The 14,949-nt window shown below is 64.9% G+C and carries 15 protein-coding genes; 9 read left to right on the forward strand and 6 right to left on the reverse strand.

Annotated features, from left to right (window positions below):
* The first annotated feature begins 3 nt into the window (after positions 1–3).
* The 4 genes from thiE to OIT41_RS14290 all read left to right on the forward strand — a co-directional run bounded on the left by thiE (position 4) and on the right by OIT41_RS14290 (position 5,127).
* Positions 4–693: a thiamine phosphate synthase gene (gene thiE, locus OIT41_RS14275; RefSeq protein ID WP_078108321.1), complete on the forward strand. Its 690-nt coding sequence runs from the start codon at positions 4–6 to the stop codon at positions 691–693.
* Positions 694–730: 37 nt separating this feature from the next.
* A complete protein-coding gene (locus OIT41_RS14280) occupies positions 731–2,245 on the forward strand; it encodes an RNB domain-containing ribonuclease (protein ID WP_264636663.1) in 1,515 nt (504 codons plus the stop codon).
* A gap of 288 nt (positions 2,246–2,533) precedes the next feature.
* Positions 2,534–4,255 (forward strand): DEAD/DEAH box helicase, encoded by a 1,722-nt coding sequence (locus tag OIT41_RS14285; protein WP_264636664.1) that lies wholly within the window; start codon positions 2,534–2,536, stop codon positions 4,253–4,255.
* Between the two features lie 8 nt (positions 4,256–4,263).
* A complete protein-coding gene (locus tag OIT41_RS14290; RefSeq protein WP_078108318.1) occupies positions 4,264–5,127 on the forward strand; it encodes a DNA-methyltransferase in 864 nt (287 codons plus the stop codon).
* Here OIT41_RS14290 and OIT41_RS14295 read toward each other — a convergent pair.
* Positions 5,124–5,969, reverse strand: coding sequence for a PHP domain-containing protein (locus tag OIT41_RS14295; RefSeq protein WP_264636665.1), 846 nt, complete (start codon positions 5,967–5,969; stop codon positions 5,124–5,126). The two genes, OIT41_RS14290 and OIT41_RS14295, sit on opposite strands and share 4 nt — an antisense overlap.
* 80 nt (positions 5,970–6,049) lie before the next feature.
* Here OIT41_RS14295 and OIT41_RS14300 point away from each other — a divergent pair, with 80 nt between their 5' ends.
* Entirely contained in the window at positions 6,050–7,633 is a 1,584-nt protein-coding gene (locus tag OIT41_RS14300; RefSeq protein ID WP_264636666.1) for an aminopeptidase P family protein, read from the forward strand.
* An 86-nt stretch (positions 7,634–7,719) separates the two neighbouring features.
* Here OIT41_RS14300 and OIT41_RS14305 read toward each other — a convergent pair whose 3' ends face one another.
* On the reverse strand, positions 7,720–8,541 hold the full coding sequence (locus OIT41_RS14305; RefSeq protein ID WP_171983539.1) for a general stress protein: 822 nt from the start codon (positions 8,539–8,541) through the stop codon (positions 7,720–7,722).
* Positions 8,542–8,617: 76 nt separating this feature from the next.
* Here OIT41_RS14305 and OIT41_RS14310 point away from each other — a divergent pair, with 76 nt between their 5' ends.
* Genes OIT41_RS14310 through OIT41_RS14320 form a run of 3 tightly spaced genes read left to right on the forward strand, consistent with a single transcriptional unit; the run spans position 8,618 to position 11,734 of the window.
* The gene (locus tag OIT41_RS14310; protein ID WP_078108315.1) at positions 8,618–9,901 is read left to right on the forward strand and encodes a magnesium transporter MgtE N-terminal domain-containing protein; all 1,284 of its coding nucleotides are present in this window, start codon (positions 8,618–8,620) and stop codon (positions 9,899–9,901) included.
* A gap of 49 nt (positions 9,902–9,950) precedes the next feature.
* Positions 9,951–10,595 carry a DUF1003 domain-containing protein gene (locus OIT41_RS14315; protein WP_078108529.1) on the forward strand — a complete coding sequence of 215 codons (645 nt, stop codon included), beginning with the start codon at positions 9,951–9,953 and terminating at the stop codon, positions 10,593–10,595.
* Positions 10,596–10,606: 11 nt separating this feature from the next.
* Positions 10,607–11,734, forward strand: a complete 1,128-nt coding sequence (locus tag OIT41_RS14320) for an Mrp/NBP35 family ATP-binding protein (protein WP_241710006.1) — start codon at positions 10,607–10,609, stop codon at positions 11,732–11,734.
* Between the two features lie 3 nt (positions 11,735–11,737).
* On the opposite strand, the gene OIT41_RS14325 is transcribed toward OIT41_RS14320, so the two are convergent.
* The 3 genes from OIT41_RS14325 to sigE are packed head-to-tail and all read right to left on the reverse strand — an operon-like array spanning position 11,738 to position 13,706.
* The gene (locus OIT41_RS14325) at positions 11,738–12,112 is read right to left on the reverse strand and encodes a twin-arginine translocase TatA/TatE family subunit (RefSeq protein ID WP_241710007.1); all 375 of its coding nucleotides are present in this window, start codon (positions 12,110–12,112) and stop codon (positions 11,738–11,740) included.
* 31 nt (positions 12,113–12,143) lie between these two features.
* Positions 12,144–13,025, reverse strand: coding sequence for a hypothetical protein (locus tag OIT41_RS14330; RefSeq protein WP_241710008.1), 882 nt, complete (start codon positions 13,023–13,025; stop codon positions 12,144–12,146).
* A gap of 36 nt (positions 13,026–13,061) precedes the next feature.
* On the reverse strand, positions 13,062–13,706 hold the full coding sequence (sigE, locus tag OIT41_RS14335) for an RNA polymerase sigma factor SigE (RefSeq protein ID WP_078108311.1): 645 nt from the start codon (positions 13,704–13,706) through the stop codon (positions 13,062–13,064).
* A gap of 258 nt (positions 13,707–13,964) precedes the next feature.
* On the opposite strand from sigE, the gene OIT41_RS14340 reads away from it, so the two are divergent.
* Positions 13,965–14,597: an O-methyltransferase gene (locus OIT41_RS14340; RefSeq protein WP_078108310.1), complete on the forward strand. Its 633-nt coding sequence runs from the start codon at positions 13,965–13,967 to the stop codon at positions 14,595–14,597.
* Positions 14,598–14,673: 76 nt separating this feature from the next.
* Here the strand turns inward: OIT41_RS14340 and OIT41_RS14345 are convergent, their stop codons facing one another.
* Positions 14,674–14,841, reverse strand: coding sequence for a DUF3117 domain-containing protein (locus OIT41_RS14345; RefSeq protein ID WP_009357720.1), 168 nt, complete (start codon positions 14,839–14,841; stop codon positions 14,674–14,676).
* Between the last annotated feature and the right edge of the window lie 108 nt (positions 14,842–14,949).

Here is a 14,949-nt window from a genome sequence, read left to right on the forward strand (position 1 = left end):
TCCATGACCCAGCACGATGTCCACACCACCGCCCGCCTGTACCTCTGCACCGACGCCCGCAAGCAACAGGGTGATTTTGAGCAATTTGTCGATGCCGCATTCGAGGGCGGCGTGGACATCATCCAGCTGCGTGACAAGACGATTGAAGCCGCCGAGGAACTGGAACTCCTGGAGATCCTGCAATCCGTGGCGCACCGTCACGGCCGTCTCTGGGCAGTCAACGACCGGGCGGACGTCGCTTCCCTCTCGGGTGCACCGGTGTTCCATATCGGCCAAAAGGACATTCCGCTGCGCTCGGCCCGGAAGCTGCTCCACGACCCCACCATCATCGGCCTCTCCACGCACACGCCGGAACAGATCGACGCGGCCATCGCCGCGTCCCCCGGCCGCAGCGGCCTGGACTACTTCTGCGTCGGGCCGGTGTGGGCCACCCCTACCAAGCCGGGACGCTCCGCCGTCGGGCTCGATCTGGTGAAGTACGCCGCCAGCGCGGTGAAGCAGGCAGACGCTGAGACAGTCGGCGGCGTGGTGCTCCCCTGGTTCGCGATCGGGGGCATCGATCTGGGCAACGTCGAAGAGGTAGTGGAGGCCGGTGCAAGCCGCATCGTAGTGGTCCGCGCCATCACCGAGGCAGAGGATCCGACGGCGGCAGCCCAGGCACTCCTGGCCGCCCTTGACGCTGCGGCGGCCTAGCGAGACGCCGAAAGATTTTGGAGTTACCCTGACTTTCGTGTCACATCAGCGGATAGCCCCGAATGTCAGTGAAACGTCGAATCAGCTCGCGGAAGCACTGGCGGCGCTTCGGACTGAACTCGAGCTGCCTGCAGGCTATCCCGCTGAAGCGCTGCGCGACGCCGAAGCGGCGGTTTCCGGACACACCCTGCCGGTGCAGGACCTCACGGACGTTCCGTTCATCACGATCGACCCGGCCTCTTCCACGGATCTCGATCAGGCGCTCTTCATCGACCGGTCCGGCGATGGTTACAGGGTCCTCTACGCCATCTCCGATGTGCCCTCCTTCGTGCCCCCGGGAGGAGCGCTCGACGCCGAAACCCGCCACCGCGGGCAAACGTACTATGCCCCGGACGGCCGCATACCGCTGCACCCCGAGATCATCAGCGAGCACGCCGGAAGCCTGTTGGCCGGCCAGACGTGCGGCGCGTTCGTGTGGGACTTCGAACTCGACGCCGAAGCGGAGTTCCGCACCGTCTCTGTGAGTCGGGCAAGCGTACGCAGCCGCGCCAAGCTCGACTACAAAGGCGTGCAGGCGGAGATCGATTCCGGCGCGGCCGATCCCGTCCTCCAGCTCCTCAAGGAGGTCGGACTCAAGCGGGTGGAACTCGAACGCCGCCGCGGCGGAGCCAGCCTGAACATGCCTGAGCAGGAAATCGTGCAGCTGCCCGACGGCGAGGGCTACAGGATCGTCGCAGCTCCCTCGCTGCCGGTGGAGGACTGGAACGCCCAGATTTCGCTCATGACCGGGATGGCAGCCGCCCAGCTGATGCTCGACGGCAAAGTGGGAATCCTACGGACCATGCCCGCCCCCGATGAGCGTTCGTTGCTCCATTTCAAACGGCAAACCGGGGCGCTTGGCAAACCTTGGACCGAAGGGACCAGCTATGGCGAGTACCTGCGGAGCCTCGATGCCAAGGACCCCCGGCAACTGGCCATCCTCCATTCAGCGGGACTGCTTTTCCGTGGTGCCGGTTACACGCCTTTCGACGGCGAGGTCCCGGACAGCGTGATGCAGTCCGCCATCGGGGCACCCTATGCCCACACCACCGCTCCGTTGCGCCGCCTGGTCGATCGATTTGTCCTGGTCATCTGCGAGGCGCTCAGCAATGGAACCGAGATACCAGCATGGGCCCGGGACGCTTTGCCGAGCCTGCCCGAGATCATGGCGTCATCCGACCAGCTGGCCGCGAAAATGGAGCACCTGGCCCTGGACACGGTGGAGGCAGCGCTCCTTGTCAACCACATCGGACAGGAATTCGACGCCGTGGTGATTTCCGGATCGAAGCCCGCCAAAAACAACGGAAACGGCAACGGGAACAGCCACAACGGCAACAACGGAAACGGCAACGGGAACGGAGCCCAGCACGGCCCCTACGGTGTCGTGCAGATCGCCGAGCCCGCGGTCACCGCTCGTTGCGATGGCGAAATGGAGTCCGGAACGAAGGTCCGCGTGAAACTGCTTCACGCGGACATTGCCACCCGCCAAATCACCTTCGAGCTCCTCCCGTAGCGCACTTCGTTCGCGGGCCCGGGACCGCGATCCGGGGTTTATTGTCCCCAGACGCTAGACTGTGTAAGTAGTAATGGATGCCCGGTCGTTGATTCAGTTCATTTTTTGACATCAACAAGCCCGCCCCTACGCGATCTTGAGATACACCAGCTGGTCCCCAGTGCCAGTATTTAGATAGCCCGCGATCGGCTTCCACTGGATTTGCTTGCGCCCATCCGTGCTCCGGAACGGCCCTGCCACAACCGTTGAGCACGCAGCGCAGCCCAAATGAATAAGGAAAACTCCACTGTGAGTGAATTGCACACCCATGAAGTTCTGACAGACGGAACCGAAACGATCGAACCCGAGGAAACCATTTCCTCGGATGAAACACCCCACGAGATCGCGGAAAAGACCTTCGCCGACTACAACGTCCGCGCAGACATCGTCGAATCCCTCGCCGACGCCGGAATCACCCACCCGTTCCCCATCCAGGCCATGACCCTCCCGGTCGCCCTGGGCGGTCACGACATCATCGGCCAAGCCAAGACCGGTACCGGAAAGACCCTCGGCTTCGGCATCCCGGCGCTGCAGCGCGTCGTCGGACCGGGCGACGCCGGCCACGAGAAGCTCGCAGTCCCGGGTGCGCCCCAGGCCCTGGTGATTGTTCCTACCCGCGAACTCGCCGTCCAGGTGGCAAACGACCTCCAGACGGCATCACGGAAACGCAATGCCCGCATCGCCACCATCTACGGCGGCCGCGCTTACGAGCCCCAGATCGAAGCCCTGCAAAAGGGCGTCGAGGTTGTTGTCGGCACTCCCGGCCGCCTGATCGACCTGTACAAGCAGAAGCACCTGAACCTCAAGAATGTTCGCATGGTGATTCTCGACGAAGCAGACGAGATGCTTGACCTCGGCTTCCTCCCCGACGTAGAGACCCTGATTGCCGGCACACCCGCCGTCCGCCAGACCCTGCTCTTCTCGGCCACTATGCCTGGCCCGGTCATCGCCATGGCGCGCCGCTACATGACACAGCCCACGCACATCCGTGCCGCCGACCCGGACGACGAAGGCCTGACGAAGCGCGACATCCGGCAGCTCATCTACCGTGCCCACAGCATGGACAAGGTGGAGGTCGTCGCCCGCATCCTGCAGGCCCGCGGCCGCGGCCGGACCATCATCTTCACCAAGACCAAGCGCACCGCGGCCAAGGTTGCCGAGGAACTCGTGGACCGCGGCTTCGCGGCCGCCGCCATTCACGGCGACTTGGGCCAGGGCGCCCGCGAACAGGCCCTCCGGGCCTTCCGCAACAACAAGGTGGACGTCCTCGTGGCCACCGACGTCGCCGCACGCGGCATCGACGTCGATGACGTCACGCACGTGATCAACTACCAGTGCGTCGAAGACGAAAAGATCTACCTGCACCGGGTGGGCCGCACCGGCCGCGCTGGCAACAAGGGCACAGCCGTGACGTTCGTCGATTGGGACGACATGCCGCGCTGGGGCCTCATCAACAAGGCGCTTGGCTTGAGCTACCCGGAGCCCGTGGAAACCTACTCCTCGTCGCCGCACCTTTTCGAGGAACTGGACATCCCCGCAGGCACCAAGGGCCGCCTGCCCCGCGACAAGCGCACCCTCGCAGGCGTCGACGCCGAGGTCCTTGAAGACCTGGGCGAGACCGGCAAGAAGAACTCCCGTTCCGGAGGCGATTCCGGGCGTGGACGCACCGCTCGCGCCGGCGGGCGCGATGGTGGCCGTGAAGGTGCACGCCGCGGTCCCAAGTCCGGCGACGCTCCGGCCCGCGAAGGAGACGGTGATGGCGGCCGCAACCGCACGCGCCGCCGTCGTACGTCCGAAGGCGAAGCAGCCCCCGCGGAAGGTTCGGCCCAGTCTGCCGAGCCCCAATCCGGGCAGGCGCAGTCCGGCGAGGGCGCCGACAAGCCGGCCCGCGCACGCCGCTCCCGCACCCGCCGCCGCAACGGCGAAGTGGTCTCCGCTTCCGGTGCATCCGGCGAGAGCACCGAGGCTTAACGGCCTCAATGACTGACACTGTTTGGGCGCCGGACGGTAGCAACTTGGTGGTTCACGCGGACAACGCGGTTTTCCTCCCGACGCTGCCGGACGGCGCCTTCACACTGATTTACGTGGACCCGCCCTTCAATACGGGCCGGGTCCAGAGCCGCCAGGAAACGCGCATGGTCCGCAACGCCGACGGCGACGGCGACCGCGTAGGTTTCAAGGGCCGTTCCTATGACACCATCAAGGGCGCCCTGCACCGCTACGACGACGCGTTCAGCGACTACTGGTCCTTCCTGGAACCCCGGCTCGTGGAAGCCTGGCGACTGCTCGCCGACGACGGCACCCTGTACCTGCATCTCGACTACCGCGAGGTGCACTACGCCAAGGTCATGCTGGACTCGATCTTCGGCCGGGAGTGTTTCCTGAACGAGATCATCTGGGCCTACGACTATGGTGCACGCGCCAAGAACCGCTGGCCCACCAAGCACGACAACATCCTCGTGTACGTCAAGAACCCCGCCAAGTACCATTTCGACAACGCCGAGGTGGACCGTGAGCCGTACATGGCGCCGGGCCTCGTGACGCCGGCCAAGCGCGAACTGGGGAAGCTTCCCACGGACGTTTGGTGGCACACCATCGTTTCCCCGACCGGCAAGGAAAAGACCGGCTACCCGACGCAAAAGCCGGAAGGCCTCGTCCGGAGGATCGTCACGGCGTCCAGCCGGCCAGGAGACTGGTGCCTCGATTTCTTCGCCGGCTCAGGCACGCTCGGCTCGGTCGCGTCGAAGCTCGAGCGCAGGTTCGTGTGCGTGGACCAGAATGCCCCGGCTATCGACGTGATGCGGAAACGCCTGGACGGCAAGGCCACCTTCCACCCCGTCTAACGGACCACCGAACTGCCCGTGCCCAACTCCTCGATGCGGGCCAGGACGTCGGGGGACGTCAGGTTCTCGCCGAGCAGATTGGGTTTGCCGGTTCCGTGGTAGTCGGACGAACCGGTCATGAACAAGCCGTGTTCAGCGGCCAGGCGCCGCAGGAACACGCGGCCTTCCTCGGGATTGTCTCGGTGCTCCACTTCCAGCCCCAGGAGGCCGGCGTCGATCATTTCCCGGTACGTCCGATCCCCGACCACCCGGCCGCGGGCCGAGGCCACCGGATGTGCGAAGACGGGAACTCCGCCCGCCGCCCGGACGAGCTCGACGGCGAGCGCCGGGTCCGGTGCGTAGTGCTGCACGAAGTAGCGCGAGTGCGAAGTCAGGATCGCGGTGAACGCCTCGGAGCGGCTCGCCACGGCACCGGCCGCCACGAGGGCGTCTGCAATGTGGGGCCGGCCCACGGTCGCACCCGGAGCCACATGGTGGATGACATCGTCCCAGCTCAAGGGGTAGTCCTCCGCCAGGAGCGTGACCATCCGCTTGGCGCGGGTGAGCCTCGCGTCTTTCGCCTTGGTGATTTCCTCGAGCAGGCCGGGGTGTGCGGGATCGTGGAGGTAGCTGAGCAGATGGACGCTGATCCCCTCCCGGGTGCGGCACGAGATCTCCATCCCCGGCACGAAAGCCACCCCGAATTCGAGGGCCGCGACGGAGGCCTGCTCCCATCCGTCAGTGGAGTCGTGGTCGGTCAGGGCCACCACATCCAGACCCGCAGCAGACGCGGAAGCGATCACTCCCGCGGGAGCCTCGGTCCCGTCGGAAACATTGGAGTGCGCATGCAGGTCGATCTTCACTTTCCAAGCGTATTTGATTACGGACGGCTTGGACCGTCGCGCCGCTGGCCTAGTATCGGCCTTGATGGGACGATTGGACGGTGAACGATGCAGATAACACCCAAAACGGTGAAACCACAGCCTCCCAGCCCTTGGAGGAGCGCGTCAACAACCGCTCCCAGCGGCCCACATCCGATGCCTTCAAGGCGTTCATGGCCGGCAATTGGGCGCCCGCGCCGCAGGTGACCCCTGCGCGTGACGCCGTCGCAGACCACGCCGCCACGCGTCGTCGGGCGATCTCCGGCAAGTTCGCGGGCCTGCGCCTCGTCGTACCGGCCGGCCCGCTCAAGGTCCGCTCCAACGATACCGACTACCGTTTCCGCCCCCACTCCGGTTTCGCCCACCTCACGGGCCTGGGCCTGGACCACGAGCCCGACGCCGTGCTGGTCCTGGAACCTGTCGAGGAAGGAACCGGCGACGACGGCGGCAACCACCTCGCGACGCTTTACTTCCGTCCGCTGGCCGGCCGCGACACGGAACAGTTCTACGCCGACTCGCGTTCCGGTGAGTTCTGGATCGGCGCCCGTCCGACGCTCGCCGAATTCGAAGGGCGCCTCGGACTCAGGACGGCGCATCTCGACGAACTCGAGATGGCCATCACCAAGAACGTGGGTGCCCCCGAAATCGGCGGCATCGCCATCCGCCTGGTCCGCAAAGTAGACGAGAACATCGATGCCCTCGTGGACACCGCCCGCTACAACACGGCCAAGGATCCGGAGAACCTGGACCTCGGCGAGCTCGATGCACTGGACGAACTGCTCAGCGAGGCGCTCTCCGAGTTGCGCTTGCTCAAGGACGAGTGGGAAATCGACCAGATGAAGGCCGCCGTCGCTGCGACGGTGGAAGGCTTCGCCGACGTCGTCCGCGCCCTCCCCCGCGCCATGACCCACCACCGCGGCGAACGCGTCATCGAAGGCGCCTTCTTCGCGCGTGCCCGTGAGGAAGGGAACGAGCTCGGCTACGACACCATCGCGGCCGCCGGAAACAACGCCACGGTGCTGCACTGGACCCGGAACACGGGCAAGGTCAACGCCGGGGAACTCGTGCTGCTGGATGCCGGCGTGGAGGCAGACTCGCTCTACACAGCCGACGTCACCCGCACCATTCCGGCCAATGGGAAGTTCTCGGATGTCCAACGCAAGGTCTATGAAGCCGTTCTTGACGCTGCCGACGCCGGATTCGCCGCAGCCCAGCCGGGCGTGAAGTTCCGCGACATCCACACGGCCGCCACCACGGTCCTCGCAGAACGCCTTGCCGAGTGGGGCCTGCTGCCCGTCTCCGTCGAGGAAGCCATCAGCAACGAAGGCCAGCAACACCGCCGCTGGATGCCGCACGGTACCAGCCACCACCTAGGCCTGGACGTCCACGACTGTGCCCAGGCCAAGCGCGATCTCTACCTGGACGGCGTGCTCACCGAGGGCATGGTGTTCACCATCGAACCCGGGCTCTACTTCAAGAACGAAGACCTCGCCATTCCGGAGGAATACCGTGGAATCGGCGTCCGGATCGAGGACGACATCCTGATGACGGCAGACGGTCCCGTCAACCTCAGCGCCGCCCTCCCCCGCAAGGCCGACGACGTCGAGTCCTGGATGGCGGGCATCTACCAGGACGCCGAAGCGTAACCACTGAGGCAAAACGCGAGAGGAGGGCTACCGGATATCGATCCGGTAGCCCTCCTCTTTTGCTGCCCCTTGGCGCTAGGAACTTTTTACTGCTTGGCCGCATCCTCGCCGTTGGCAGCGTGCTCGCCGTTTCCGGGTTCGTTCACCCGTACACCGTACTGAGGCCGGCCGTCGGGAAGATCCGGGTAGCGAACGCCGGCTGTTGGCCGCGCGGCCGCGACCGGGGCGTCTGCGACGGGCTGGGCTGGCTCGCCCGCCGTTCCCTGTCCGGCTTCGGGCCCACGCTGGCCGTAGGGGTCCTGCCAGGACGCCGGGCGTTCCGGCCCAGGGCCCTGGGGTGCGCTTGGATGGACAGGAGGGTTCCGGTAGTCCTGCGGCGTGTACGCCTGAGGAGGCCGGCCGACAGCCGCCTCGGAAGGATTCATCGGCAATTGGTGAAGGAGACGTCGGGCTTCGTTAGATGCCTCTAGCGCGACAATGACGTCATAGTTCGTCGCCACTACCTGGCTGGTGGAGGTGAAGTCCCGCTTTCCACGCTGCGCGGCGTAGGTGACGATCCCGAAGAGCATGAAGAACGCCGCGCCCATCAGCACCGACGTCACAATCGAGAAAGGTCCGCCGGCAGGCGTGAAGAACGAAAGCATGACGCCCACGAACAGGCCGAACCACATACCGCTCAGGGCGCCGGACAAAGCGACGCGCGGGTAACTGAGCCGTCCCGTGACCCGCTCCACCATTTTGAGGTCGTTTCCGACAATGGAGACATGCTGGACGGGGAACTGCTGGTCGGCTAGATAATCCACCGCCTTCTGGGCATCGAGATAGGAAGTGTAAGAGCCCACGGTGTCGCCCTTGGGGACGCTGCGGGATTCCTCCGTGGCCTTGGGGGCACCGAAAATGTTCGCCATACCCCCATTCTGTCCCATACACATGTGAACCGGCTGAAATTCAGCTAAAAGAGAGCAGACTCGGTAGCCTGTAAGGGTGAGCACAAATCCTTCACGCATCTTTGTTGCGCGCTTGCTCGGCCTCGACGTTTTCGACCCCCTGGGTGATCGCCTGGGCCGGCTGCGCGATGTCGTGGTGCTTTCACGCGGCTTGCGCGGGGCCCCGCACGCAGTGGGTATCGTCGTCGAGGTTCCGGGCAAGAAGCGCGTCTTCGTTCCCATGACCAGGCTGACGTCGATGGACCAGGCCCAGATCATCTGTACAGGCTTGGTCAATCTCCGGCGCTTCCAGCAACGCGGTGCCGAGCAGTTGGTCGTCGGCGAGCTCTTTGACCGCAAGGTGACGCTCAAGGACGGCAGCGGCGACGCCATCATCGAAGACATCGCCATGGACCAGCAGCGCAACGGCGACTGGCTGGTCTCCAAGCTTTTCGTTCGACGCGGCACGTCTACCTCCAGGCTTCGGGGGCTGCGCCGCGGCCACACCCTCCTGGTGGACTGGTCGGAGACCCTGCAGGGCTCCGAGAACGATCCCCAGGGTGCCAGCCAGTTCGTTGCCACCCACGAGGACCTCAAGCCGGCCGACTTCGCCGATGCACTCCAGGAAATGTCGGACAAGCGACGGATCGAAGTGGCCAGCGAGTTGCAGGACGAACGCCTCGCCGACGTGCTCCAGGAATTGCCCGAAGAAGACCAGGTCACGCTCTTGTCCGCCTTGGACAACGAACGCGCAGCCGACGTGCTGGAAGAAATGGACCCGGACGACGCCGCGGACCTGTTGGCGGACTTGCCTTCCGCGAAGGCCGAGGAACTGCTGCTCCTGATGGAGCCCGACGAGGCCGACGACGTCCGCAGGCTCCTGCAGTATGACGAAGACACTGCCGGCGGCCTCATGACCCCGGTGCCCGTGATCCTGCCACCGGAAGCCACGGTCGCTGAAGCGCTGGCCCATGTGCGCAGCGAAGAGCTCTCCCCCGCCTTGGCTTCGGCCATCTTTATCTGCCGGCCGCCGCTGGAGACACCCACGGGACGGTTCCTCGGCGTCGTGCATATCCAGCAATTGCTCCGCAGCGCCCCGCCCGAGCAGCTGGGCAGCATCGTGGACAAGAACCTTGAGCCGGTTTCCGATCATGCCAGCGTCAGCGAGGTCAGCCACACCATGGCCTCCTACAACCTCAACTCCCTCCCGGTCGTGAACAGCGCCGGCCGCCTGGTGGGGGCGGTGACTGTTGATGACCTCTTGGACCATTTGCTCCCGGACGACTGGCGAACCCATGAAGACGGAGCCCCGATCAGGAAACTAGGAGGCCGAATTGGCTGAGAAGCCCACCACCGGAGGACTGGACACCCCGCTCGAGCTGCGCTCCCGCATGCTGCCGAACTTCGGCAGCGATCCTGATGCCTTCGGCCGGTTTGCCGAGCGCTTCGCCCGCTACATGGGTACGGCGAACTTCCTGTTCTACATGACGATCTTCGTGGTCATCTGGATCGCGTTCAACGTTATTGGCTTGTTTGGATTCCAATGGGATCCCTATCCGTTCATCCTCCTCAATCTTTTCTTCTCCACGCAGGCCTCGTACGCGGCGCCCTTGATCCTGTTGGCCCAGAACCGCCAGGACGACAGGGACCGCGTGACAATCGAGCAGGACCGCGCCCGGGACGAGCGCAACCTGGCTGATACCGAATACCTGACCCGTGAGGTCGCCGCCCTTCGCATCGCCCTGCGCGAGGTCGCTACCAGGGACTACGTGCGTGCCGAACTCCGCTCGCTGCTGTCGGATCTGCTCGAAGCGCAGGACGAGATGCGTACGGACGATCCCGCCGGCTCGAACCGGAGCGAGAAGGCCAAGGACAAGATCAAGGAAAAGCGCGACAAGCAGCGCAATCCCAGGACGCAGCAGATCCCCAAGATCCACCCGGCGCATTCCAGCGCTGACCAGACCGAACCCGACCTCTCGTCCGTCGGCACCTCGCCGGCCAGGCACTCAGGTCCTCCCGACCAGCCCGAAAGCTGAACATCCACTCCATGAGCACACCTTCTGTCGAGGACCTCAACGCTGCCTTGGCAACCGTCATCGATCCCGAACTCCGCCGTCCCATTACTGAATTGGGGATGCTGGAGTCGGTAGAGGCCAGTCCGGACGGAACCGTCCGGGTTGTGGTGCTGCTGACTATCGCCGGCTGCCCCCTGCGCGAAACCATCACGGCCGACGCCACCGCTGCCCTTGGCCGGGTTGCGGGAGTGACGGGCGTCGACGTCGAACTCAAGGTCATGACGCAGCCGCAACGAGACGCACTCAAGGAACGTCTGCGCGGCGCTGGCGGTCAACGCGGAATCCCCTTCAACGAACCTGGCTCCCTGACGAAGGTGTTCGCCGTCGCGAGCGGCAAGGGCGGTGTGGGGAAGTCCTCGGTGACGGTCAACCTTGCCTGCGCCCTTGCGGCGCAGGGGCTGCGCGTGGGAATCGTCGACGCCGATGTCCACGGCTTCTCCGTCCCGGCCCTCATGGGAATCACGCAGCAGCCCACGCGCGTGGACGACATGATCCTCCCGCCCGTGGCCTTCGGCGTGAAGGTGATCTCGATCGGCATGTTTGTTTCCGGGAACAAGGCAGTCGCTTGGCGCGGGCCGATGCTGCACCGTGCCTTGGAGCAATTCCTCACGGACGTGTATTTCGGCGATCTGGATGCCTTGTTCCTGGATCTTCCGCCGGGCACGGGCGACATCGCTATCTCCGTGGCGCAGTTGCTTCCCAACGCCGAAATCCTCGTGGTGACCACCCCGCAGGCGGCTGCGGCGGATGTTGCCGAAAGAGCCGGAACCATCGCAACGCAGACGGGCCAGAAGCTTGCCGGCGTCGTGGAGAACATGTCCTTCCTGGAGCTGCCCGACGGCGGCAGGATGGAATTGTTCGGAAGCGGCGGCGGGCCGGTGCTGGCTGAGCGGCTGAGTGCCGCCGTCGGAAGCGACGTCCCGCTGTTGGGACAGATCCCCTTGGACATCCGTCTGCGCGAAGGCGGGGACGCGGGCCGCCCGGTGGTGTTGGCGGCCCCGGAGACGGCTGCCGCGCAGGCGCTTCAGGGCATCGCGGGCAAGCTCAACGCCAAGCCGCGCGGCCTGGCCGGAATGTCCCTCGGGATCCAGCCGAAATAGCTTCTAGGTGGCCTCGGCGTCGAAAGGCGCCTTTTCGCCGACGGAAAGCCGTTCGACAACCCGCTCGGGTGCTTTCGCCACGGTGTCCACAGCGACAGGCGCACCGTCGCTGACAGGCTTCGTGTCGTCGTCGAGCAGTGCTTCCTTGATGATCCTGCGCGGATCGTACTGGCGCGGGTCATACTTCTTCCAGTCGACGTCATCTATGTCGATGCCGACTTCTTCCTTGATCTGCTCACGGGCCCCGGACGCCATGCGCCGCAGTTCCTTGACCAGATTCGTCAACTTCCGCGTGTATTCAGGCAAACGGCTGGGGCCGATCACGATGACGCCGATGATCAGCAGGACGACGAACTCCGAGCCATTGATTCCAAACACGTATCGAAGGTTACCTTGTCCGTTGGTCCGCTCAGAAACCTGCGAGGCCCGCGAGGGCATGGAGACCCCGCTGCAACCGTTCGTTCCAGGTCTCTGCGCTGTTTTCGGCCGGCCGGGCAACCATGAGGGAGTCTCCAGCCTTCACAAGCTCCGGAACGGCTCCCGCAGCCTGGTTGGCAGGCATGTCGGACGAGTAACGCAGCACGGCTACCGGCGAGGAGTAGACGGCCTGCCACGGGGCGCCCTGGGCGATCGACAGTTGGGTCCCCGAAGCGCCGCTTCCCTCCAAGTGCTGCTCCACCAGGGTGGCGTGGTGGTCACCGTCGCTGAGGCGCAGCTCAACGGCGGGGTGTCCGTCCTGCATCAGGGCCCGGGCGGAAACCATGTGGTATCCCATGCCGGCCATTTCGGGACATGCCCAGCCGTCTTTCCGCAGTTCGGACAATTGCTGCTCGTCCAGGCTCACCGTTCCTGCCACGCTGACGGGCAGACTCAGCTGCGAACCCGTCACGGGGAGCTCCTCTCCCGCGCTTCCGGGCACGGTTGAGCTGACAAGGGTCCGGACTTCCTGTTCTCCGCGGTTGGATGCCTGCGGCGCAACTTCACCGCCAAGCGCGTAGGCTGCAACCGCCAGGATTCCGGCGCTCACGGCGAGTCCGCCCGCCGCGGCGCTGGCAAGCCGGATACCGTGCCACACGCTCCGCTGCGGAGCAGGACGCTCAGGAGCATCGGATTGCGCCAACCGCCGTGTGTGTTCGATCAGCCGGTTGGTGAAATCCTCGCTCGCTTCGGGAACGGACGCACGGCGGAGCCGTTCGAGGTACTGGCGTTCGCGCAGGACCGCGGCATGGCATTCAGAGCATTCCTGCAGATGGCCGGGGGCGCGGCTGTGCCGGATAGTTCCCCGAGCCAAGCTGCCGCGTCGTCCTTTCAGCAGACCCATCGGCGACTAAAGGAGGCCGGCGATGCGGGGCATCTTGAGCCGCGGCTTGCGGGCCTGGACCGGCCGTGGATCCCGATGTGCGAGTTTTTCACGGAGCATCGTGCGTCCGCGGTGGATGCGGGACCTGACGGTCCCCAGCTTCACGTCGAGCGCTTCGGCAACCTCGTCGTAGGACAGGCCTTCAAGATCGCAAAGAACGACGGCGGCGCGGAAGTCCGGCGGGAGTTCTTCCAGGGCGCGCTGGACGTCCAGGTCGAGATTGTTCAGCTCGAAGCTCTGCTCGGGACCCGGTTCACGCCCGGGCAGCCGGGATTCGGCGTCTTCGGCCAGGGCATCGAAGCGAATGCGGCTCTTCCGACGGGCCTGGTCGAGGAAGAGGTTGGTAGTGATGCGGTGCAGCCAGCCGTCCAGGGTGCCTGGCTTGAAGTTTTCGAGCGAACGGAACACCCTGACGAAGACTTCCTGGGTGAGGTCCTCGGCGTCGAACTTGTTTCCAGTGAGCCGATAGGCAAGGCGGAAGACCTTGGCGGAGTGGTTCTCCACCACTTCCTCCCAGCTGGGCCTGACCCACTCCTCGGCTGGCGGGGCCGTGTCGGTGGAACCCAGGACTGCTGCCGTTGTCTGGACTGGCGCAGCACTTGATGCCCGCATCGTCCGCTCCCCTCAAACTGTTTGTCATCCTGCCGGTCACTCAGGAGTTCGTTGCCAGCCCTCGCTTGGATGGCTGGATATATATCATCCCAGTGTTGGCTGGGATTTTGCTGATCACCGGCATGCTTTTCCCGCAGAGCGAACAATGACCAGAAGGCGCCCCGAAGACACAGAATTGCGGGCCGCGGGCGTCCGGGCTGGGCGGCGCGTAGCCAGTAGTCTGGAAGCAATACCCCTCTGCCTGGAAAGCGAACCCCCATGAGTGCCGACAAGTCAACCAGCTGGTCCTATGCAGAAGATCTGCCTGCCGAGGACGACGTGTTGCTTCGCGCCCGTGAACGCTCCTACGATTTGGGCGTTACCCCGGTCAGCCCCGGAGTTGGCGCAGTCCTGACCGTCCTCGCCGCGGCCTCGAAGGCGCAGACCGTTGTAGAGGTCGGATCCGGGGCAGGCGTCTCAGGCGTGTGCCTGTTGCGCGGCCTCAGCCCGCAGGCTGTCCTGACCACTATCGACGTCGACGTCGAGCACCTCAAGGCCGCCCGCGAGGCGTTCCTGGAATCCGGCAGTCCCGCGAACCGGACCCGGACCATCTCCGGCCGTGCCGCCGACGTCCTGCCGCGCCTGACCGACTCCGCGTACGACCTCGTGTTCATCGATGCGGACAAACCCAATTTTCCCGGTTACGTCGAGCAAGCAATCCGGCTCTTGAAGTCGGGCGGGACCCTGGTGATCAACGACGCGCTGGACAAGGACAAGGTTTCCAACCCGGCTGCCCGGGACAGCACCACCGTGGTGCTTCGCCAGATCGGCAAAGCCATCCGCGACGACGAACGGCTCTCCTCGGCGATGCTTCCGACAGGTGACGGCTTGCTGGTCGCAGTCAAGAAGTAGCAGGGCGCCGTTCGCTGTTCAGGATTAAACATGAAAGCAGGGCGCCGGCTCTTATGCCGGGCCCTGCCCAGTGAATCTATTCGGTAACGCCTACGAGGCATTCCTTGAGGTTCGCCGCCTCTGCTGCGTTGAGCTCGACCACCAGCCGTCCTCCGCCTTCGAGCGGCACACGCATGATCAGGCTGCGGCCCTCTTTGGTTACTTCCATAGGGCCGTCGCCAGTACGTGGTTTCATAGCCGCCATTAGGAAAATCCCCTCCAGTTGTCCCAAATCCCGCCAACCCGGCCGGGCTGGCTCCGCGTGGAATATACGGCGCCGACATTCATGGCAGTTCAGTCGTCGTCGCCGAGC

The organism is Arthrobacter sp. YA7-1 (assembly GCF_025960325.1).
In the GTDB taxonomy this organism is placed as follows: Bacteria; Actinomycetota; Actinomycetes; order Actinomycetales; family Micrococcaceae; genus Arthrobacter; species Arthrobacter bambusae_A.